Here is a 20,541-nt window from a genome sequence, read left to right as displayed (position 1 = left end):
GGTTACCGTCCCGTGAAGACGATCTTCCGATACGTCGGCGTGCCGTTGTCGGCGCGGAAGCGCGCGAGATATACGCCGGGAGCCACCGTTCGCCCGTCGGCCGCCGTGCCGTCCCACACGAACCGGTTGTCGCAATTGCTCGCGGCGCCCGGCGCCCCGCGACCGTATCGCCCCGCGTCGAATCGCTCGATACCATCGTCGGCGGGCACGATGCGCTTCACCAGATTGCCGCGCAGATCGAGCACGTCGAGCGAGACCTTCACGCCGCTCTTCCCCACATCGAACCAGAAGCAGGTGGACTGCGTGGCCGCCGTGGGAAAGGGATTGGGAAAGTTCTGGTATGACAGGGTGGTCGTGGGCAGCGGCGGGTCGGTGATGACGAAGCTGCCCTGACTGTACACGCGAACGTTCGCGCCGTTGGGGAGCGACGCGCGCACGTTCCAGCGGTACGAGGTGTTGGCCTGCAGGTCGGTGAAGGAACGGAAGGTGGTGTCGCGCACGCCACTCACGGCGACTTCCGGTCGCCCGGCGGTGGTAATCTCAAGATCGAAGCGCCACGGCCCGATGCTGCTCACCACCGGCGCCACCCGCCAGATCAGGAGGGGCCGGCGGATGTCGAAGGCGTTGCCCACCGGAGAATTGGGGGCGATGAGCGACAGCCACGCCGGTACCTGACGCGAACCCGAACTGTTCGACAGCGCCTGTGGACCGAGTGCGCTTCGCGCTGCCACGCGCCAGAACACCGTCGCCTCACTTGGCAGCGGGCGCGTGATCTGCACGCTGACCACCGTGTCGGCCGCATTGAACGTGCTGTCGAGCACCAACGCCGTGAAATCGGGCGTGGTGGAAACCTGCACCGTGTACTGGATGGGGCGGGCCGGGCCGAGCCCGATGGCGCGGACCTGGAGCAGCGGGGTGAGCGACGGCAGCACACCAGGGCCGGGGCCGTCCACGATCACCACCTGCGCCCGTAACGCCGAAGGGGCGAGACCCACTGTCAGCCACGACAGCAGGATCGCCCCCCAACGTGTCACCGCCCTACGGCTCGTCACGCCGGCGACGGCTCGGCTTCGGGGGATTCGTCCGCTTCGCCTGCCGTCACATCCGAGCCCGCATCAAATGCGCCGTCTGCCGCCGGCACATTGGCGGCCGACGATTCTTCGTCGATCGACGGGCCGTTACGCAGGCGCACACTCACGATGCTCGACACACCAGGCTCCTGCATCGTCACGCCATACACCGCATCGGCCGCTTCGCTCGTGGTGCGCGGATTGTGCGTGATGACGATGAACTGCGTACGTGACTTGAAGTCGTTGAGCATCTTCACGAAACGCCCGATGTTCTGGTCGTCGAGCGGCGCGTCCACTTCGTCCATGAGGCAGAAGGGGCTCGGCTTGGTGAGGAAGATGCCGAAGAGCAGCGACAGCGCCACGAGCGCACGTTCGCCACTCGAAAGCAAATGAATGCGCTGCGTCTTCTTGCCGCGCGGTGACGCATGCACTTCGATATCGCAGTCGAGCGGCGCATCGGGATTCTCGAGGCGCAGATCGCACTCGCCACCGCCGAACATGCGCAGGAAGATCTGGCGGAAGTTCTCGCGCACCTGCGAGAAGGTGGCCAGGAACAGCTCGCGTGCCGTGCTGTCGATTTCGCGAATGGCCTGATGCAGCGACTGCTTGGCTGCCACGAGGTCATTGCGCTGGCTCGTGAGGAACTCGAGACGACGCTGTTCTTCCTCGTGCTCCTCGATGGCCAGCGGATTCACCGGCCCCAACTCGTCGAGTGCGCTACGCAGCGTCGCCGCTTCGGTGCGCAGTTCGTCGGTGGGGAGGTCGAGCTCCTCGAACCCGGTGAGCAGGTCGTCGAGCGACCGACGCCATTCCGTTTCGAGACGCGACTTGATAGTCTCGCGACGGCCGGCGAGCTCGGTGTGGCGAAGCTGGGCCCCATGCAGCTGCTCGCCCAACGCCGTGGCGCGACGACGCGCTTCATCGAGCGTGGTTTCGCACGCATCAGTGGCGTGCGTCGCGGCCGCCACGGCGCGCTCCGCCTCCGCCAGCCGCCCGTCGGCGTCGGCGAGATTCTTCTGCTCGGTGTCGAGCTCCGCCCGCCAGCCATCGAGCTGCTGCGCAAGATTCTGGTCGGCTTCGCTGAGCGTGGAGAGCTCACGGGCCAGCGCTTCGATACGCGCAGCCGCGGTGCTGTCCTCCTCGAGCAGGCGCTTCTCGCGATCGATGGCCACGCTGAGACGCGCCTGTGCCTGTGCCTGTGCCACCTGCCAGGTCGCGCGGGCCTCGCGCGCCTGCTCCTGATCGCGCTCGGCAAGGCTCAGCTCTTCACGCGCCGTGGTGATGTCGGTGTCGGCCTCACCGGCGCGGGCATGCAGTGCTTCCGCCTGCTGTGCCAGCTGCTTGGTGCGCTGCTCGAGTTCTTCCAGCCGCGCTACCAGGCGCTCCGCCAGCGCGCTCGACTGCGCGAGTTCGCGCTCGGCGCGCTCACGACGGCGCTCCACCTCGTTCTGCACTTCCACCGCCCGACGCGATTCCTGCTGCGCCCGGTTGTTGCCCTCGATCGCCATCTGCTGTGCCCGCTCGGCCTCTCCGAGCGCCAGGCGCGCCGCCTCGGCGGCGAGAGCCGCTTCGTCACGGCGCGCATCGGCCGCCGCGAGATCACTCTCGAGGCGCGTGAGTTCGGCGCGACGCTGCAGCGGACCGGGGCCACCGGCATTACCCGGGAGGTACACCGCACCACGCTCGTCCACGAACGCGTCACCGCCATCGAGGGCGCGCACCTTACCGAGAAGTGCCTGCACCCAGCGGCTCGCGGGGCCCTGCGTCTGCACGCTGCCGGCGAGAGCGCCTTCGAGCGTGCCGATATCGCTGATGACATCGAGCGGCAGCAGCAGGATGGGCCCTGGCTGCGCCTGTGCATGCCACTGCCGCACGGCCAAGGCCGCGTCGGCATCGCGCACGACGATGGCGTGCATGGTGGCGCCGAGGTAGCGCTCCACCAGCTTGGCCGTGTCGCCGTCGGCGGTGAGGAAGTCCGTGAGCGGCCCCAGCACCGCGCCGTCACCGAAGCGCTCGCGTTCCTTGAGCAGCTTGGCGGCCGAGGGGGCCAGACCGACGCGCTCGCGCTCGAGCGCGGCGAGCGCGTTCATCTTGCCTTCGAGATTGGTGCGCAACTGCACTGCGTTGGCGAGCATCGCTCGCGATTCGGCGTCAGCGGTACGCGCCGTCGCGGCAGCAAGACGCGCGCCTTCCAACTCGTGCATCGCCTCCTGCGCCGCTTCCTGCGTGAGCTGCACGGTCTCGCGCGCCGTGATCAGCTCACGCTCGATGGTATCGAGCGCATCGGCGAGGTTCTGACGCTCCACTTCGAGGGCTTCGCGACGCTGCTGCGTTTCGGCCTGCTCACGGGCGGCGCCGTCGCGATCGAGTTCGACACGGCGCGCCTGATCGCGGTGCTCACGCACCTGCCGCTCGAGCTGGTCGAGCGACGCTCGTGCGCGCTGTACGGCTTCGCGGGCCACCTGCTCAGCGGAGAGACGCTGCTGCAGCGCCTCTCCGGCGTCAGTCAGCTCGCGTTCCAGTGTGCTACGATCGGTCGCCGCCCTCTCACGATCCTCGCGGAGGCGTCGACCGAAGGCTTCATTCTCCTCGCGCTCCTGCTCGGCGCGGAGCTTCCGCTGCGTGGTGCTGCGCTGGCGCTCTTCGGCCACCGCCAGTTCACGCTCGAGCTTCTGCGTCTTGTCGCGCTGCTCGGCAGCCAGACGGGCCAATTCCACACGGCTGGCCTCGGCCGCACTGCGGGCGGCGTGCGATTCCTCACGCTGCAGTTCAGCGGCCGCGATGGACTCCTCGGCGCCCGGCATTTCGCCGCGCAGCTCCTCGAGACGCCCATCGAGGGCCTCGAGTTCGTCCTTCCACGCCGCCATCTCCCGCACGGCGAGGGAGATTTCCACGGAGAAACGCCGGGACGTGAGTTCGGCATGTCGCTCGGCCCGGCGGCGCTGGCGCGCAAGCGAACGTACCTGGCTCTGCACTTCGTTGATCAGGTCATCGAGGCGCGCGAGGTCCGTGGTGGTTTCCTCGAGTCGACGCTCCGCACTGCGACGACGATCGCGATAGAGCCCCACACCGGCGGCTTCCTCGAACAGCTCGCGACGCTCGTCGGGGCGATCGGACAGCAGGGCATCGATCATCTTGCTTTCGATCACCACGCCCGAGTCGGCACCGAGGCCGGTGCCACGGACGAGGTCCTGAATGTCACGCAAACGGCAGGGCGCACGGTTGAGCAGGTACTCGCTCTCGCCGCTGCGCAGGAGGCGCCGCGTGATCACCACTTCCTTGAACGGGATGGGGAGCTCACCCTCGGTGTTGTCGAAGTGGAGCGACACTTCCGCCATGTTCACCGGCTTGCGCGCCGACGAGCCGTGGAAGATGACGTCTTCCATTTTCGCGCCTCGCATCGCGCGCGCCCGCTGTTCGCCGAGCACCCAGCGCACGGCGTCGGAGACGTTCGACTTGCCAGAACCGTTCGGGCCGACAATGGCCGTCACGCCTTTTTCGAACACGAACTCCAAGTGATCGGCAAAGGCCTTGAAGCCATGTACCTCGAGCTTCGTCAGACGCACTAGAACCCTCTCCCCGTTCGATAAACCAGCACAGGCGCGACACCGGCGGCGCGCAAGGAATCCGCAAGCGCGGTCGCCTGCAGCGGCGACTCGAATGCGCCGGTGTAAATCGTGGCGCTGCCGTCATCCTGACGGAGCGCATAGGCGATGATGCCGCGCGTGCTCAACGCCGCGAGGCGCGTGGGTACAAGCGCGGTGGTGACCTTCGACTCCACACGGAAGGCGAAGGGCACCGACACGATGGAGCCGGAGCCGATCACCTTGTCGGTGCGCAGGCGCGCCAACAGTCCTTCGGCATCGGCCCGCGACTTGGCGGCACCGACGGTCACGCGAAACCACTGTTCATTGCCCTCCAGCACCGGCGACAGCGCTACGGCTTCGAGGGCGCGCACCTTGGAGTCGGGCATCGCTCCCGAGCGCGTATTCGCGGTGGCGAAGTACACGGCGTACCGTGCCGCCGACGCCGAGTCGGCGGGATTGGCAATGGGCGGCGGTGGCGCCGTGACGGCGCTGCTCATGGTGCTATCGCCCATGGTGCTGTCGGAGACCACCGAGTCGCTCCGCGCACTGTCCGTTCCGGGCATGGTGTCCATGCGGGTCGGCGGGACAACGACGGTGGCGCTATCGGCCGCCGGCTGTTCGCGCTGCAGCAGCGACGACAACGGCGCCGGGAGACGCTCGGCGATCTGCGGCCACAGCGCACCGACCGCCACAGCGATCGCTGCGAGCAGGATGAGCAGCACCCATCGCATGCGGGTGCGGCTTTCCTCGTTCTTCTGCGCGGCCTCGCGGGCGCGCGCCCGGCTCGCGCGCTGCGGCGGTGCTGCAGCCTCGCCCGCCGGGGCCGCGGCTGGAGCCGCCGCCGTCGCTGCCGCCGGCGCCGCCGGCGCCGCAATGAGCGGCATACCCGGGGGAGTGGGGAACGCCGTGTCGCCCACCGGCATCAGGGCACCGATGTGGCCGCACAGCGCCATGAAACCAGACACCTGCGGGCGCGCCACCACGATGAGCAGCGCACCCACCTGATGAAACCCGGCCGCGAGTCGACGCCACCGCTCGTTGCCGTAGACGTCTTCATTGTCCACCGGCTCCGTGCCGCTGGGCATGAGGAACACATTGTCGGCCCCCTGCATGGGGCGGGCGATCTTGTTCAACGAGACGCCGTACAGAAAACTGTCGGCAATCCCGTGCGGGTCATCGCCGGTCAGTTGCGATTCGATGGCGGGCGACTCGCCGATGAGATCGGCGACCGCCACGCGACGGCGCTGCCCCTGCGCGCGGGCGACGCCGATCGCCACACTCACGGCAATGGAAGGATCCGTGGCCGCCACCACGACCGCACTCACGCCATCGAGCAACGGCGACAGGCGGCGTCCCTCCACCTCCCACGGGGCAATCAGTGAACCGGGTGCGGTCATGGTACGCCCTCGAAGATCCAATAGCTCTGGCCCGAGGCCCGACCCACGCGCTCGGCATCGGCGCGTGACGAGAAGGGCCCGAGTACTACACGATACAAGGTCTTGCCGGCGCGTTCCGACGACGTGATGCGCGGCGACTGTCCATCCACCCGGATGCGAGCGGCGAGGGATCGCGCCTGCGCCTCGTCGAGAATCGCCGCGAACGATACCGTGAACTGTCCCGGGGCCGCCGTGCCGGCCATGCCGGCGCTGTCGGGGCGTGCGCCGCCGCTGTCCGTGGTCGCGCGCACGCTATCGGGGAAGAGATCGGCAGAGTCGCGTGGAGCGCTGGTGCGGAACTGCACCGGCTGGTCGAGCCCGGCCGCGCGCGGTCGGAACCCGTTCCACCGCAAGGTGTGCCAGAACGACGACGCGCCGCCGGCGACGGTGCGCATGTCTTTCAGTGAACGTGGATGCGCGAACACCACATCGGCCCCGCGGGTGTGGGCGATGCTCGCATCGGGGAGGACCAACGGCAGATCGCCGCGCCATGCCGTACGGATGACGCCAACGACCTCGTCGGTCGCGAGGCTCACCACGAACACCGAATCGCCGTTGCCGCGCGCCAGCATTGTGCGGCCGAGCGGGTCCATGCGCAGGGCGCGTGCTTCACCAGGCAGCGAGATCTTGCCGGTGATGCCTTCTTCGAAGCGATCGACAATGCGCAGCACCTCCTCGCCGGCGAGGGCCACGAACAGACGGTCCCCACTGGGCGTGGCGGCGATGGCGCGCACCGGATCGCCCATGTCCACGTCGAGCGCCTTGCCCAAGTCGCGTGTGCGCACCGCGAGCACATTCTCACCGGCACCCACGAAGACGCGGTCCCCCACGCCACCTGCAGTACGCTGCAGCGCGTCGGCGATGGCCCGTTCATCGTCGCCGATGGCGAACGAGAGGCTATCGGACACGGTTTGCTGCGGCGGACGCACGCGCCACACGATCACGCGATCCTTTCGCGCCCCCGCCACGATGAGCGACCCGTCGGCCTGCGCGAAGAGCGCCTGGGCAGGGAGCGCGGGCTTCATGCGCCAGTCGCCGCCGCTCGGGGTGAAGCGCACGATCTCGCCGGCGGTGTTGAGGCCGAAGATCGAGCCGCCGTCGGCCGACGACACCACGCGCACCGTATCGCTACGCAAGGTCGTGACTGTGCCGAGTCGCAGATCAATGCGCACCGGGGCCCCGCTGGTATCGATGGCGGCGAGGTAGCCGTCGTCGGCGCCGAAGGCGACCATGCGATCGAGCGCCGGCAGGAGCGCGGAGGAACGCCACACAGTTGTGTCCAGCGCCGGATAGCGGGCAGCCGTAAGGAAGCCACCGTTCCGCGCGACGCGCAGGACGATGGGATCAGGGCCGGCAGGAACACTGGGAGGGGCGTCGGCTCCAGAAGGGCGGGACGAGCCGTCGGCACAGCCGCACGCGAGGAGCACGAGCGCCGACGCGAGGAGCGTGCGCACGAGGGAAAAGTACCCGTCCGAGGGAAGGGAAGGGAGGGGTTGCTTCTTGGCTTTGGGGTTGTTTCGGGACGCGGAAAACAGCGGCACCACGGAAGCTCCCGAGGCGGAAGCTCAACTACGGGAGCTGGTGGGACGGGAGCTTCACCCACGGGAACGCCCCTGCCCGATTCAGGGAAAGCCAAACGGGCCGCGACATCGTCGTGGCCCGCGGCTCTTCCCGTGGGTGAAGCTCCCGTTCCATCAGCTTCCGTTCCCCCAGCCACGGAATCCGTGAAACACACGGATGCCCGGTCAGTACGACGCCCCAAAGAACCACGTCCCAAACCCTCTCGCGCCCGGCCGGCTCACCGGCACGGCCCAGTCCCAGCGGATCACGGCGATGCCGAACAGGTTCATGCGGATGCCGAAGCCGTAGCTCTGCAGTAGGCCGCGCGCCGTGTCCACGCTCAGGTTCGCCGGCCGCGAGAGCGACACGCTCTGCCCCTTCGACCACGCTACACCGGCGTCGTAGAAGAACAGCCCGTCGATGGGCGGGAGGCCACCCAGCAGGTTCGTGCGGTTGCCATAGCGGCGGATCATGGGGAACCGCAGTTCGGCGTTCGCAAACGCCACGCGGCTGCCGATCAGCTCCGAGGCGCTGCAGCTGCTGCCGTCGTCATTCGGCAGGCCGGTGCAGCCGAAGGACCCGATGTCTTCGCGGTTGTAGCCGCGCACGAAGTCGGGTCGACCGATCCACTTCGGGAACCGCGCTTCGTCCCGTCCCACCGTGAGGCTCGACGTGAAGCGCGTCGCGAAGGTGACATAGTTGAACAGAATCGGGATGTACGACCGCGTGTCCACCGTGTACTGCGTGTACTGCCACGTGCCCACGCTCGGCTCTGCCTCGAGGCGCGCGCGGCGCCCGGAGATTGGGCCGGTGTAGCCGAACATCGTGTTGTCGGTGACCCACGCGATGTACGGCGAGATCGTGTTGGCCGAGGCGATGTTGCGCGTGGGGCCGCGCTCGAACCCGGTGGAGAAGCCGAGGCCGTAATCGACACCGCGGTTGAACGAGAACACCTGCTGATCCACGTTCTGGAAGCGCGCCCCGAGTTCGAAGCGCGTGAAGCGGTTGAGCGGATACAGGCCGGCCGCGAACACCTGCCGCAGCACGAGTCGCGTGATTTCCTGCGTCTGCACGAACTGCGTCTGGCTGCCGTTCTGCGGCGTCTCGTAGAAGCCGGAGAACAGATACAGCGGCTGCTGGATCACGCCCGTGGTGTACTGCAGGCGACGGCCGAGGCTCGTGTACCCCGCGAACACCTGCGCATCGCTGAGCTGCCCGTTGATCGAGCCCGAGAGCGCGAGGCGGCGATCGCCCAGCAGGTCGCTGAGCACGATGGTGGTGCCACCGTAGGTTCCCTGGCCGAAGCCGCCCTGCTGATAGCCGATGCTCGGCTGCGCCACGTACTCGGGCGTGAGCTTGCCCTTGTAGCGTTCGTCCTTGAGGCCGGTGGTGTCTGGCAGATTGAAGTCGAAGCTGTCGAGCATCGCCTTCACGCTCACCGTTTCTGCCTGGCGCGCAAGCACGCTGGCCGGCAGATCGGCCGACACGCGCGCGGTTGCGCCCGTGGTGGGACGATAGAAGCTCTGGCGCGCGGCGGCCGTGTCGGTCATGGTGGCGCGGCGCAGATGTGCCGTGGGGTCGACCGGAGCGGCCGACGCCTTGCTGGCGCCACCGTCACGCAGCGGTCGCTGCGCCACGACCACGTTGTCACGGAACGGCTGCTTCTTGAGCTTGCGCGGGTTCTGGATCTTCCAGATCGCGTGGTCCGTCTTCTCGTAGTACACGAACGCCATGAGATCAGCGCCGCGCGCCCACGTGAGCGCCGGCGACTGCTCGGCCACGGCCGTCACCGCGCCCAGCACGTTCGTGAGCTGGTAATGCTCCTTGTCCGCGAAATCGTACAGGAAGATGTTCGCGATGCCGGTGCGATCGGAAATGAAGGCGAGCGACTTGCCGTCGGGCGCCCACTGCGGGTTGATGTTGCGGCCGCCCTGTCCGGGAACGAGGGTGATCTTCTGCGTCTCGAAGTCGTACAGGGCAATGCGCCACGGACCGATCTTGAGGATGTCCATGTCGGTGTCGGGGCCGCGCTCCGACACGAAGGCGATCGACTGGCCGTCCGGGGACCACGCCGGCGACAGATCGCCATACGTGTCCTTCGTGATCTGCGTGAAGCCCGGCGTGTCCATCGAGGCGATGTACAGGTCGCTCGTGCCGTGGCGCATACCGCTGAACACGATGCGGCGCCCGTCGGGAGAGAAGCTCGGGCTGAGCACCTGGTCGAGCTCGAAATCGAAGCGCTTGACGATGTTGCGGGACTTCACGTCGAGCACGTAGAGCACGTCGCGGCCACCACGCTGCCCGGTGAACGCGAGCAGTTTGCCGTCGGGTGAGAACGACGGCTGCGAGTAGATGTAGCGCAGCTGCTCGAAGTCGGGGTTGGTGGTGGTCTTCACCAGCCGCTTGAGTCGCTTGCCCGTGGTCGCGTCGGCGAGGAACAGCTCGGGGAACACTTCGCCCCGGAGCAGGCTGCCGTAGCCCACGTATGTGATGTACTTGCCGTCGTCGGAGAGGGCAGGGGCCACGTAGATGGGCGCGAGGCCACCGGTCCGAGCCTGCGACAGCAGCGGTTCGGCAAAGCTGCGGGGACGGTCGAGCGTGGCCGCGGCCGTGATGTACTTGGCCTGCATCGCCGCCTTCCAGTCGGCGCTCAGCTCGTCGAGCGACAAGCCGATTTCGCGGCGGAACGCGCGATCGATGCCAAGGCTCGGCGTGGCGTTCATGATTTCGCCGATCACTTCGTCGCCCCAGCGCGCGCCCACGTACTGCCACAGCGCGAGCCCGTACCGATACGGGAAGTACCGGTCGGGGCGCTCCGTCATCTGCGCGATGGTGGGGAGCGAATTGTTCACCACGGCATCACGCACCCACGCATCGGTCCACGGATGATTGGGGCCGATGGACAGGTACTCGGCCAACCCTTCCATGTACCAGAGCGGCGGGTTCACCATCGCCAGGTTCTGCAACCCGGCGCCCGCGCGACCGCGCGAAAAGATGTCGAAGGTGAACACGTGCACCATTTCGTGGATGAGCACGTGCTCGAAGCTGGCCCAGTCACCGCTGAAGAACTGCGCCATGCGCTGACGCAGCGGGTCAGTGACACCGCCCGTGCCTTCACCCAGGTCGCCGAACACGTTGCTCTGCGCGAAGTCGCCCGACGACCCGAAGATCAGGATGGGCTTCTTTTCGCGGAACTGATGCGCCGTGAGGCGCGAGAGACGCGCGTAGGCGCGCTCGGACATGCGCGCGGCCTCGGGCGCGACATCGGCGATCTGCGGGTAGTAGTGGAGCTTGAAGTGCTCCGTCTCGATGACGCGCCAGTTGAGCCGGTCGTACTGCACCTGGTTCTGCCCAAAGAAGCCCTGGGCGCCGGCGGGCGTGACGGCTGCCGAAACAGCCAACGCCGCGGCCGCGACCGCGAAGTGCAACGTCGAACCGAGTCGTGACCACCGCGTCGCCTGCGTCATGCGAATTACGCTCCCTGCGTGATTTCGGCGCCCAGCGCGAGCGGGGTGGCATCACCCCAGAGCCGTTCGAGCTGGTAGAACTGCCGTAACGTCGGATGAAAAACGTGGATCACGCAGTCGGCATAGTCGAGCAGTGCCCACCGTCCCTGCGTGAGGCCTTCGGTCATGGTGGTAGACACGCCACCCGACTTCAACCCTGCCTGGATGTGCTCCGCAACGGCCCGGACATGGGTGTCCGAGGTCCCGGAGGCAATAACAAAGAAATCCGTCATATCCGTCACTCCCCGGAGATCGAGGACCACGATGTCAGTGGCCTTCATGTCGCTGGCCAGCGCAGCAGCGCGGCGGGCGATGGGTTCTCCGGGGCTCGGGCGTCGTTCAGCCATGGGTATTGCGGGTAAGGGCCTCAGGGCAGGGCGGAGTTCCATTGGAGAACTTCGTACCCCACGCTACAGGCGAAGGTTGCTTCGAAACATACGACTCGGACAGGGGGCCGGAGGCCCCGTCTGCCGGTCGACGACGAGTGGGACCGCCTGCGGGGGCGGGCGGTCACGAAAGCCAAAGGGGAGTCCGGACTCCGGACTCCCCTCGCGCTGCGGGTATGGTGCTCCCGAGAGAGCCCCGCGAACGGGCTTACTGCTTGATGATCCACACCTTGATTTCGGGGTGCACGTCGGCGTGCAGCTTGATCGGCACCTTGTACATGCCGAGCGCCTTGATCGGCTCGTTGAGCTCGATCTGACGCTTTTCGATCTTGAAGCCCTGCGCCTCGAGCTGGTGCGCGATGTCGCTGCTGGTGACGGAGCCGAAGAGCTTGCCCTCTTCGCCCACGCGCGCCGCGAAGGTCACGGAGACCTCGGCGAGCTTGTCGGCGATCGCCTGCGCGGCGGCCTTGCGCTCGTTCTCGAGCGCTTCGAGACGGCTCTTTTCGGCCGCGATGCGCTTGAGGTTGCCCGGCGTCGCCTGGTAGGCGAGGCCACGGGGCAGGAGGAAGTTGCGGGCGTAGCCCGGCGACACGGAGACGATGTCACCAGGATGTCCGAGCTTGTCGATGGCGTTGCGGAGAATGACTTCCATGGGAACTCCGGGTCGAACCGGTGAAAGAAATTGAGTTTACGGCGACCACGGCCGGCGCGCGTCGGCGCCAGCGCGGAAGTCGCGCCAAGTATCACCCAGCCCCAGTGTGAACGTGACCGTGAGCAACCCCACGAGCACCCACAACGGCCCCAGGACCGGAACCAGCACCAGCAATCCGATCGGCACCCACACGGCCACGCGATCGGGGATGTACCACGTAAGCACACCGGCGCCTCGCAGGGCGTACAGCGTGCCGAAAAACGCCACCAGGTTGAGGCCGGCCGTGCGCCACTCCACCAGCGTGGGGAGCAGCAACACTGTCATGCCGACGATCAACCCCCACACCCACTGATCGTTGAACCGGAGGAGTCGCAGTGCCGCCAGCGGCGGGCCGATACGGGCCCGGGCCAACCGGTGGTACGCGGCCCACCCCAGGGCCAACGCCAACAACGTTTCCAACGCCAACAGGGCCGGTGCGAGCCGCACCAGCGGCGCAAGCCGAACGCCCCCCACCGATGCTGCCGCCGGTTGCGGATCAGCCAGCGCCACCAACAGCGCCTCCATCCGCTCCGTGCGTACCGCCGCTTCGGGGAAGCGCGTTGCAAACTGCTGCCATGAGGCCGTCGTGGTCCGGTCGTGCCACGCTTCGAGCGAAGCGCCGAGCCGCTGCGAATACTCCTGCGACAGCATCAGCGACACCGCATCGAAGGCGCCCGCGCCGGGGGCTGCCCGCGTGGAGAGTCCTCCCAGCGTGACCACGCCCGCCAACGCCACGGCCGCCAACGCCCGGGTGAGGAACGGTTTGGAAGCGGCGACCAGACAGACGAGCCCGAAGGCTGCCCCCGCCGTGACCGCCCAGCCCCGCAGGAAGGCCCCGTAGCCGGACAACGGCAATGGCACCTTCCACACGACGTACGCCGCCGCCAAGCCCCACACGAGGCCCAGCATCAGGCGTCCCCCGGCCCACCATCCCACTACCGCACACGAGGCGATCCCTACCAAGACAAGCAGCGCGAACTGCTCGACCGGCAGGAGGAGCCGCACGGTACCGGCCAGCAGCGCGAGGGCCGGCGGCCAGGCCGGTGCTGCGGTCACGGCGACCATCAGCAGCATGCCCAGCACGAACCAGCGCCACCCGCGTTCCTGCGGCGCACCGCCCGACGGAGCAGTCGCGGCGTTCCCCGACGCGACCGCCCCGTTCACGCTCAGGCCGTCTGGCCCTTCACGTACGGAAGGAGCGCGAGGTAACGCGCCTTCTTCACGGCCTTCGACAGCTGACGCTGATGACGCGCGTCCACACCGCTCAGACGGCTCGGCAGGATCTTGCCGTAGTCCGTGATGAAACGGGCGAGGAGGCGGTCGTCCTTATAATCGACGTAGCGGATGCCCGCTTCAGTGATCGGGCAGGGCTTCTTCTGGCGGCGCATGGGTTATTCCTCGTCGTCGTCGTCATCGTCGCTCGCGCGACGGCGCGAGGCGAGCTCTTCGTCGGAGAGCTTGGGCGCACCAAGCTCATGCTCATACAGCGTCACCAGATAGCGCACCACGCTCTCTTCGAGCTTGAGCGCGCGCTCGAACTCGGGGAGCACGGCCGGTGCCGCGGTGAAGTTGCTGATCACGTAGTAGCCGTTCTCGTGACGGCCGATCTTGTACGCGAGCTGACGACGGCCCCAGTGCTCGATCGTCGCCGGTTCGGCGAGGTTGAGCAGGCCCTGCAGCTTCTCGAGCTTTTCAGCGATGGTCGCATCTTCGAGCGCACTGTCGAAGATGTACACGGCTTCGTACCGCCGCGTGGGATTACGGCGGATCTTGAGCTTTGCCACTCGGCAATCCTCCCTATGGTCATGAGAGCCACCCGCAGTGCCGAGCCGCGGGCGGAGGGTGTCAGAAGGTCCGGAGGACGTTCTGGATGAGCCTTGAAGTGTAGACAGACAAGGGCCGGACGGCAACTGCCGTGAGTTTTTCGCCCTGCTGCCGATACTCCCGAACAGGACCGCGCACGAGGCGTGGTGATTTCGAAATGGACGTCGAGCGGAGTGGGTTCGGGCATGCGGCTGGGACGATCGGACTTCAACGGAACAACGACGCGGGGCGGGTGGGCGGCTGGCCGGGACGGCCGAGGGGTTCTGGCCGCGCTGCTCGCTCTGGCGGCGCTCACCGGCTGCTCCGCTGACCCCGTAGCGCCACCCGTGCCGGATCGCATCACGATCGCGGCCCCGGCCACCCGTCTGTCCGTCGGAGAAGTCGCCGTCCTCCAGGCCAGGGTGGCCGGGCTCGCGGGCGCGCTGCCCAACGCCGACATCGTCTGGACGTCGAGCGCCCCCGCGGTCCTATCCGTGGTACCCGGGGGCGTCATCACGGGCGCCTCCCGCGGCACCGCCATGATCACCGCCGCCGCGGCCAGTAACCCCAACGTCAACACCAGCGTCGTCCTGTCGGTCGTCGGCGCCTCCGCCCTCAAGCTCGATACGCGGAGCGTCGTCCTCGGCGAGGGTGGACAGCAACGCCTCACCGTGGCGGTTGCGTACGACGATGGCGCCACCCCCACGCCGGTGGTCTGGCGATCGAGCGTCCCCGCCGTCGCGCTGGTGGACCATCAAGGGCTGGTCACCGCTCTGGCGGCTGGCACCACAGTGATCCGGGCCACGGCGTCCGGGCAGTCCGATTCGGCGGTGGTCACCGTCTCGTCGCAGCCCGTAGGGAGCGTGACCATCGATTCGGGGAGCAGCTCCGCCTTGTTCATCAGCGACCGGCGATCGTTGACGGCTACCGTGCGCAACACCGCCGGTGTCGTCCTCCCCGGGCGTCCGATTGCGTGGTCCTCGGTCAACCCGGCAGTCGCCACCGTGTCGACGGCCGGTCTGGTCACGGCGGTCGGCGCCGGAACGACCACCATCCTGGCGGAGTCGGGGGGGCGGGTCGCCGAAGCCACCTTGGTCGTCATTCATCGGGCGGCGTCGGTGACGTTGGCGCCCGCCAGCCTCCGGGTCCCGCGCGGTCGGACGGAGGTCCTGACACCAACTATACGAGACACGGCCGGCGCGCTCCTCACCGAGCGTCGCTCCGTGACGTGGAGTAGTTCGGCGCCGACGATCGCTACCGTGAGCGCCGACGGCACCGTCACCGGCGTCGCGAATGGGTCGGCGTCCATCACGGCCACCGTAGAAGGGATCTCCGGGACGGCGACCATCACCGTCGTCGATCCCGTCACCTCGGTGCTGGTGACGCCTGCGGCGCTCTCGCTCCCGGTCGGAGGCACGCAGCAGGTGTCCGCCGCCGCACGCGACACAAAGGGGGCCCCGCTCACGGGACGCGCGGTGGTGTGGGCATCGTCGAACCCCGCCGTGGCCTCGGTCAGTGCCAGCGGTGTCGTGACGGCCGTCGCCGCGGGCAGCGCCAATCTGACCGCCACCGTTGAAGGCGTGGACGCGACCGCGACCGTCGTCGTGGTGCGGCCGGTCGCCACGGTGGCCGTCGCGCCAGGGAACGCGAACCTCTTCGTCGGCCGGACGCTGCAGCTGTCCGCCTCCGCCCGTGATGCACAGGGGACGGCGCTCACGGGACGCCCCGTCAGCTGGTCCGTCTCCGATCCGGCGATCGCGACCATTTCGGCGACCGGGCTTGTCACCGCGGTCGCGCCCGGCACCATTGCGATCACCGCCACCGTCGAAGGGGTCGAAGCGAGCACCGGCCTTACGGTGGTGCCGCTGCCCCCGGCGCTCACCGGGATCACGGTCTCGGTAGATACCGTGGTGCTGTTCGCCGGCCGCATGCGCGCGGTGACCACCACCGTCGATCAGCCGACGGGCGCCCCGGTGGCCACGGTGACCTTCGGATCGGTCATGCCGTCGGTCGCGACGGTTTCGGCCACCGGCGTCATTACGGCCGTTGGCCCGGGAACGGCGAAGATCACGGCGACGGCCGCCGTGGCGGGCAACAGCAACTTCGCGGCGGCGACGCAGACGGCGACCATCGAGGTGATCGTGCTGCCGGTGCCCGTGGCATCCGTGCAGGTGACCCCCGGAACGGTCAATCTCGTCGTCGGGGTGGCGCAGCAACTGGCGATGACCGTGCGCGATTCCGTCGGTGCTCCGCTTTCCGGGCGGGTCGCGACGTGGACCTCGTCGAATACGGCGGTGGCCTCCATCAGTGCGACCGGGTTGGTCACGGGGGTCTCGGTGGGGACCGCCACCCTCACCGTGAACGTGGAGGGGGCGCAGGCTACCGCCCTCGTGTCCGTGGGGCCGCTCCCCGCTGCGGTCACCAGCCTCACGGTCAATCCGAACTCACACAGCCTCATCGCAGGCCAGACCCGCACCGTCACCCCGACGGTCGTACGCCCCGCTGGGGCGCCAGCTGCGACGCTGACGTACGGGACGACCAACCCCGCGGTCGCCAGCGTGTCGACCGCCGGGGTGATTACCGCCGTTGCGCCGGGGACGGCCACGATTACGGTGACCGCGACCGCGCCTGGGAACACCAACTTCGCGGCGGCGACGATGTCCGAGTTGGTGGCCGTGTCGGTCTCCGCCGCGGTCGCCAGCGTGCAGGTGACGCCGGGCACGGCCGCGCTGATGCCCGGTAGCACCCAACAGTTGGCTACGACCGTGCGGGATTCCACCGGTGCCGACCTCACCGGACGAACCGTGGCGTGGAGCAGCTCGAACCCGGCCGTCGCGACCGTCAGCGCGACGGGCCTCGTCACGGCGGTGGCCGTGGGGAATGTGACGGTCACGGCCACGGTGGGCGGCGTCCCCGGAACCATGTCGGTCACGGTCTCGCCGCTACCAACGTCGGTCACCTCGGTCTCCGTCTCACCGACCGCGGTCAGTCTGCTCGTAGGGAAAACCTCGAGCGTCGCACCGGTCGTCTCACAGCCATCCGGAGCCCCCACCGCGTCGGTGACCTTCGGCACGACGGCACCGAGCGTGGCCACCGTGTCGACGGCCGGGCTCATCCTCGCGGTCGGGCCGGGGACCGCAACGATCACGGTCACGGCCACCGCCGTTGGCAATACCGGGTTCTCTGCCGCATCGCGCACGGCCACGGTCACGGTCACGGTGACGGCGGTACCGGTCGCGTCAGTAAGTGTCGCACCGACCGAGGCCAGCATTTTGGCGGGGGCATCGCAGCAGCTGGTGGTCATCGCCCGCGATTCGGCGGGACAGGCGCTCACGGGGCGCACGATCAGCTGGGCCACGTTGAATGCGGCGGCCGCGGTCGTGAACACGAGCGGACTGGTGACCGGCGTGGCGCCCGGGACGGCCACGATCACCGCCACGGTCGAAGGGATCGTCGGCACGGCGACGATCACCGTGCTCCCAGCACCGGCCGCGATCACGAGTCTCACCGTGTCGCCAAGTTCGGCCACGGTCACCGTGGGCCAGACGCGGACGCTCACGCCGACGGTGACGCAGCCAACCGGTGCCCCCACCGCCACGGTGACCTACACCTCGTCGGATCCGGCTGTGGCAACGGTGTCGCCGACGGGTGTCGTCAGCGCCGTCGCGGCGGGAACCGTCAACATCACGGTGACGGCCACGGCGCCGAGCAATGGCAGCTTTGCCCCGACCACGGTCTCGTCGACGGTCGTGATCACGGTGGTGCCATAGCCTCGGCGTCGCACGTGGTATCTTTCACGCCATGTGCGGTCGCTATGGATTCGGGAACCCGATGCGCCTCGCCGAGCTTCCCCTCGGTGTCGATCTCGCGGCGTCGCTTCCCGAGCTGGCAGCGCGCTGGAACGTCACGCCGTCGCAACACGTCCCGCTGATCCGCGAGACCCCGGTCGGCCGTGAGGCGCTGATGGCGCGGTGGGGCCTGGTCCCGTTCTGGGCGGACGATCCGTCCATCGGTAACCGCCTCGCCAACGCCCGGGGGGACACGGTCTCCGTGAAGCCCTCGTTTCGCGCCGCCTTCGCGCGGCGGCGCGGGCTCATGCCCGCCGATCTGTTCTACGAGTGGCAACCGCTCGAAGGCGCCAAGATCAAGCAGCCCTGGTGTATACGGCTCCCCGGCGACGAGCCGTTCGCCATGGCTGCTCTCTGGGAGTCGTGGACGCCCAAGAATGAGCCCGAGGCGCCGCCGCTGGTGACCTGCTGTCTGATCACCACCGAGCCGAACGACACCATGCGGCCCATTCACGACCGCATGCCGGTGATGCTGTCACCCGCCGACTACGACACGTGGCTCGACCCGGCAACGGCTCCGTCGGTGCTGCAGGGGCTCATTCGGCCATACGCCGGCGCGATGCACGCGTATCGGGTGAGTCGCATGGTGAATGCGCCGGTGAACGATGTCCCGGAGTGCGCCGCGCCGCTGGTGTAGCGCTCCGCGCTACTTCGTCCCGCTTGCCTGGAGCAAATAGAGGTTCAGACTGCCGAAGCTCAGCTTCGACTTCATCTGCACCATCATGCGGCGATCGTCGTCGGTGATCCACACCTCGGCACGGCCGTTCTGACTGAAGATGCCCTTGGTCTGAAACGTGGGCTGCAGCACCACGGTCTTGAACGTACCGCCGGGCACGGTCACGGTCTCGCGGCGAAGCACGCGGATGCGCACCGGGTTCCCCTGCGCCTTGAAGTAGCGCGGGAACTCGTAGCTCTTCCCCACCTCGAGAGAGAGCGTGCGCACGAAGTAGAGGAACGACCCGTCGTCGAGCGGGTTGGCGACGGTGGGCTCTTCGTCCTTGTCACCTTCCCTGAACATGCCGCGCTCGGGGAAGATCTCGTAGCGACGCTTCCGCTCGTAGCTCCCTTCATCCACGTCCTGATGGTAGCGGAGCGAGTTGAGCGTGTTCACGTCGAACCAGCTTTCGTACACGTCGTTCACCCGGTACAGCGGAATGCCACCCCGGATGGTGAACACGGTGTGCCAAACGGGACGGCCGCGGACCTCGGTGAGTTCCTTCACCGCCATACTGCCGGTGCCTACCTTGAGCGCGCCGAACCTGACCTCGTAGTCGAGGCGTTCGCCGACCGCGAAGGGCACCGGCGCCGGGCCGGCCACGGAGACCGGCTGCGGAGCGGACGGTTGAGCGAACGCCTGAGCGAACGCGGCGGTCTGGCCGTCGAGGTTGGCCGCCGAAGCCACAAACACGGCGGCCAGCACGGTCAGCGGGAGGGTGGGGACGACGCGCGCCATACGCTGTGGGTACCCGCCAGCACGGAAAAAGGTGCGGCGGGTGCGATTCCCCGTGGTCAGACGTTGAAGCGGAAGAGCAGCACGTCGCCGTCCTGCACGATGTACTCCTTGCCTTCCGAGCGCGCCACACCCTTTTCCTTCGCGCCCTTCCAGCCGCTGTGCGCGACGAAGTCGGGGTAGCTCACGGTTTCGGCGCGGATAAAGCCCTTCTCGAAATCGGTGTGAATCACACCGGCCGCCTTGGGAGCGGTGTCGCCCTTGTGAATGGTCCAGGCGCGCACTTCCTGCTCGCCGGCCGTGAAATACGTGTCGAGGCCGAGCAGCGAGTAGCCGGCGCGAATGAGCCGGTCGAGCCCGGCGCTCTCGATGCCGAGCGACGACAGGAATTCGACGCGCTCCTCGGCGCTGAGTTCCGCCAGTTCGCTTTCGATTTTGGCCGAGAAGGGGACGATCTGCGCGTTCTCGCCGCCGGCGGCCACGGCCGCGCGCAGCGCCTTGAGGTACGCGCCCTCGTCGCCCGACAGCTCGGCGTCGGTCACGTTCGCCGCGTACAGCACCGGCTTGGCGGTGAGCAGCTGCAGCCCGGCGAGCTTCTCGAGCTCATCGGCCGACAGTCCCGCACGCCACAGCGGCTTCCCCTCGGAGAGCGCCGCGTTGGCCGCTTCGAGCGCCGGCAGTTCGGCCAGCGCCTCCTTGTCGTTGGCCTTCGCCGCGCGGCGCGCCTTGTCGAGGCGCTTCTCCACCTGCGCGAGATCGGAGAGCGCGAGCTCGAGCTCGATGATTTCCTTGTCGCGCGCCGGGTCAGGCTGCCCCATCACGTGCGTCACGTCGTCGTCGGCGAAGCAGCGGATGACGTGAACGATCGCGTCGGTCTCGCGGATGTTCTGGAGGAACTTGTTTCCCAGCCCCTCACCCTGCGACGCGCCCTTCACGAGCCCGGCGATGTCCACGAACTGCACGACGGCCGGCACCGTGCGCTTGGGCTGCACGATCTCCGCGAGCTTGTCGAGCCGCGGATCGGGCACTTCCACCATGCCGACGTTGGGCTCGACGGTGCAGAACGGATAGTTCGCCGCTTCGGCCTTGGCCGCCGTGAGCGCGTTGAACAGCGTGGATTTGCCGACGTTCGGGAGACCGACGATACCGAGGCGAAGCATAAAAGCGGGATTGGGTTTGGGTGCAGCCTCGAAAGGTAATGGGG

14 protein-coding genes are annotated in these 20,541 nt (G+C 68.0%); 2 read left to right on the top strand and 12 right to left on the bottom strand.

Annotated elements, in window-relative coordinates; translation table 11 throughout:
• Positions 1-2: 2 nt before the first annotated feature.
• The 10 genes from ACIQ6O_RS00155 to rpsF form a co-directional block, all read right to left on the bottom strand.
• Positions 3-1,052, bottom strand: coding sequence for a hypothetical protein (locus tag ACIQ6O_RS00155; protein ID WP_396205740.1), 1,050 nt, complete (start codon positions 1,050-1,052; stop codon positions 3-5).
• Complete coding sequence (gene smc / locus ACIQ6O_RS00150; protein WP_396205739.1) at positions 1,049-4,636, bottom strand: chromosome segregation protein SMC; 3,588 nt, start codon at positions 4,634-4,636, stop codon at positions 1,049-1,051. The genes ACIQ6O_RS00155 and smc overlap by 4 nt, the downstream gene beginning before the upstream one ends.
• Positions 4,636-6,054, bottom strand: a complete 1,419-nt coding sequence (locus ACIQ6O_RS00145) for an SPOR domain-containing protein (RefSeq protein WP_396205738.1) — start codon at positions 6,052-6,054, stop codon at positions 4,636-4,638. The genes smc and ACIQ6O_RS00145 overlap by 1 nt, the downstream gene beginning before the upstream one ends.
• Entirely contained in the window at positions 6,051-7,547 is a 1,497-nt protein-coding gene (locus ACIQ6O_RS00140) for an SPOR domain-containing protein (protein WP_396205737.1), read from the bottom strand. The genes ACIQ6O_RS00145 and ACIQ6O_RS00140 overlap by 4 nt, the downstream gene beginning before the upstream one ends.
• A gap of 291 nt (positions 7,548-7,838) precedes the next feature.
• Positions 7,839-11,120: a hypothetical protein gene (locus ACIQ6O_RS00135; RefSeq protein ID WP_396205736.1), complete on the bottom strand. Its 3,282-nt coding sequence runs from the start codon at positions 11,118-11,120 to the stop codon at positions 7,839-7,841.
• A gap of 5 nt (positions 11,121-11,125) precedes the next feature.
• The gene (gene rsfS / locus ACIQ6O_RS00130; protein ID WP_396205735.1) at positions 11,126-11,506 is read right to left on the bottom strand and encodes a ribosome silencing factor; all 381 of its coding nucleotides are present in this window, start codon (positions 11,504-11,506) and stop codon (positions 11,126-11,128) included.
• Positions 11,507-11,753: 247 nt separating this feature from the next.
• The gene (gene rplI, locus ACIQ6O_RS00125; protein WP_396205734.1) at positions 11,754-12,197 is read right to left on the bottom strand and encodes a 50S ribosomal protein L9; all 444 of its coding nucleotides are present in this window, start codon (positions 12,195-12,197) and stop codon (positions 11,754-11,756) included.
• A gap of 36 nt (positions 12,198-12,233) precedes the next feature.
• Entirely contained in the window at positions 12,234-13,400 is a 1,167-nt protein-coding gene (locus tag ACIQ6O_RS00120) for a hypothetical protein (RefSeq protein WP_396205733.1), read from the bottom strand.
• Positions 13,401-13,402: 2 nt separating this feature from the next.
• Entirely contained in the window at positions 13,403-13,624 is a 222-nt protein-coding gene (rpsR, locus tag ACIQ6O_RS00115) for a 30S ribosomal protein S18 (RefSeq protein ID WP_306523386.1), read from the bottom strand.
• A gap of 3 nt (positions 13,625-13,627) precedes the next feature.
• Positions 13,628-14,020 carry a 30S ribosomal protein S6 gene (rpsF, locus tag ACIQ6O_RS00110; protein WP_396205732.1) on the bottom strand — a complete coding sequence of 131 codons (393 nt, stop codon included), beginning with the start codon at positions 14,018-14,020 and terminating at the stop codon, positions 13,628-13,630.
• A gap of 225 nt (positions 14,021-14,245) precedes the next feature.
• On the opposite strand from rpsF, the gene ACIQ6O_RS00105 reads away from it, so the two are divergent.
• Complete coding sequence (locus ACIQ6O_RS00105; RefSeq protein ID WP_396205731.1) at positions 14,246-17,809, top strand: beta strand repeat-containing protein; 3,564 nt, start codon at positions 14,246-14,248, stop codon at positions 17,807-17,809.
• Positions 17,810-17,840: 31 nt separating this feature from the next.
• Positions 17,841-18,524: an SOS response-associated peptidase gene (locus ACIQ6O_RS00100; RefSeq protein WP_396205730.1), complete on the top strand. Its 684-nt coding sequence runs from the start codon at positions 17,841-17,843 to the stop codon at positions 18,522-18,524.
• 9 nt (positions 18,525-18,533) lie between these two features.
• Here ACIQ6O_RS00100 and ACIQ6O_RS00095 read toward each other — a convergent pair whose 3' ends face one another.
• Positions 18,534-19,340, bottom strand: coding sequence for a DUF3108 domain-containing protein (locus ACIQ6O_RS00095; RefSeq protein WP_396205729.1), 807 nt, complete (start codon positions 19,338-19,340; stop codon positions 18,534-18,536).
• A 56-nt stretch (positions 19,341-19,396) separates the two neighbouring features.
• A complete protein-coding gene (gene ychF, locus ACIQ6O_RS00090) occupies positions 19,397-20,497 on the bottom strand; it encodes a redox-regulated ATPase YchF (RefSeq protein WP_396205728.1) in 1,101 nt (366 codons plus the stop codon).
• Between the last annotated feature and the right edge of the window lie 44 nt (positions 20,498-20,541).

The organism is Gemmatimonas sp., assembly GCF_044345575.1.
Taxonomy (GTDB): domain Bacteria; phylum Gemmatimonadota; class Gemmatimonadetes; order Gemmatimonadales; family Gemmatimonadaceae; genus Gemmatimonas.
Note: the sequence above shows the minus strand (reverse complement) of the source record. Positions and strands in the feature narration are given on the sequence as shown.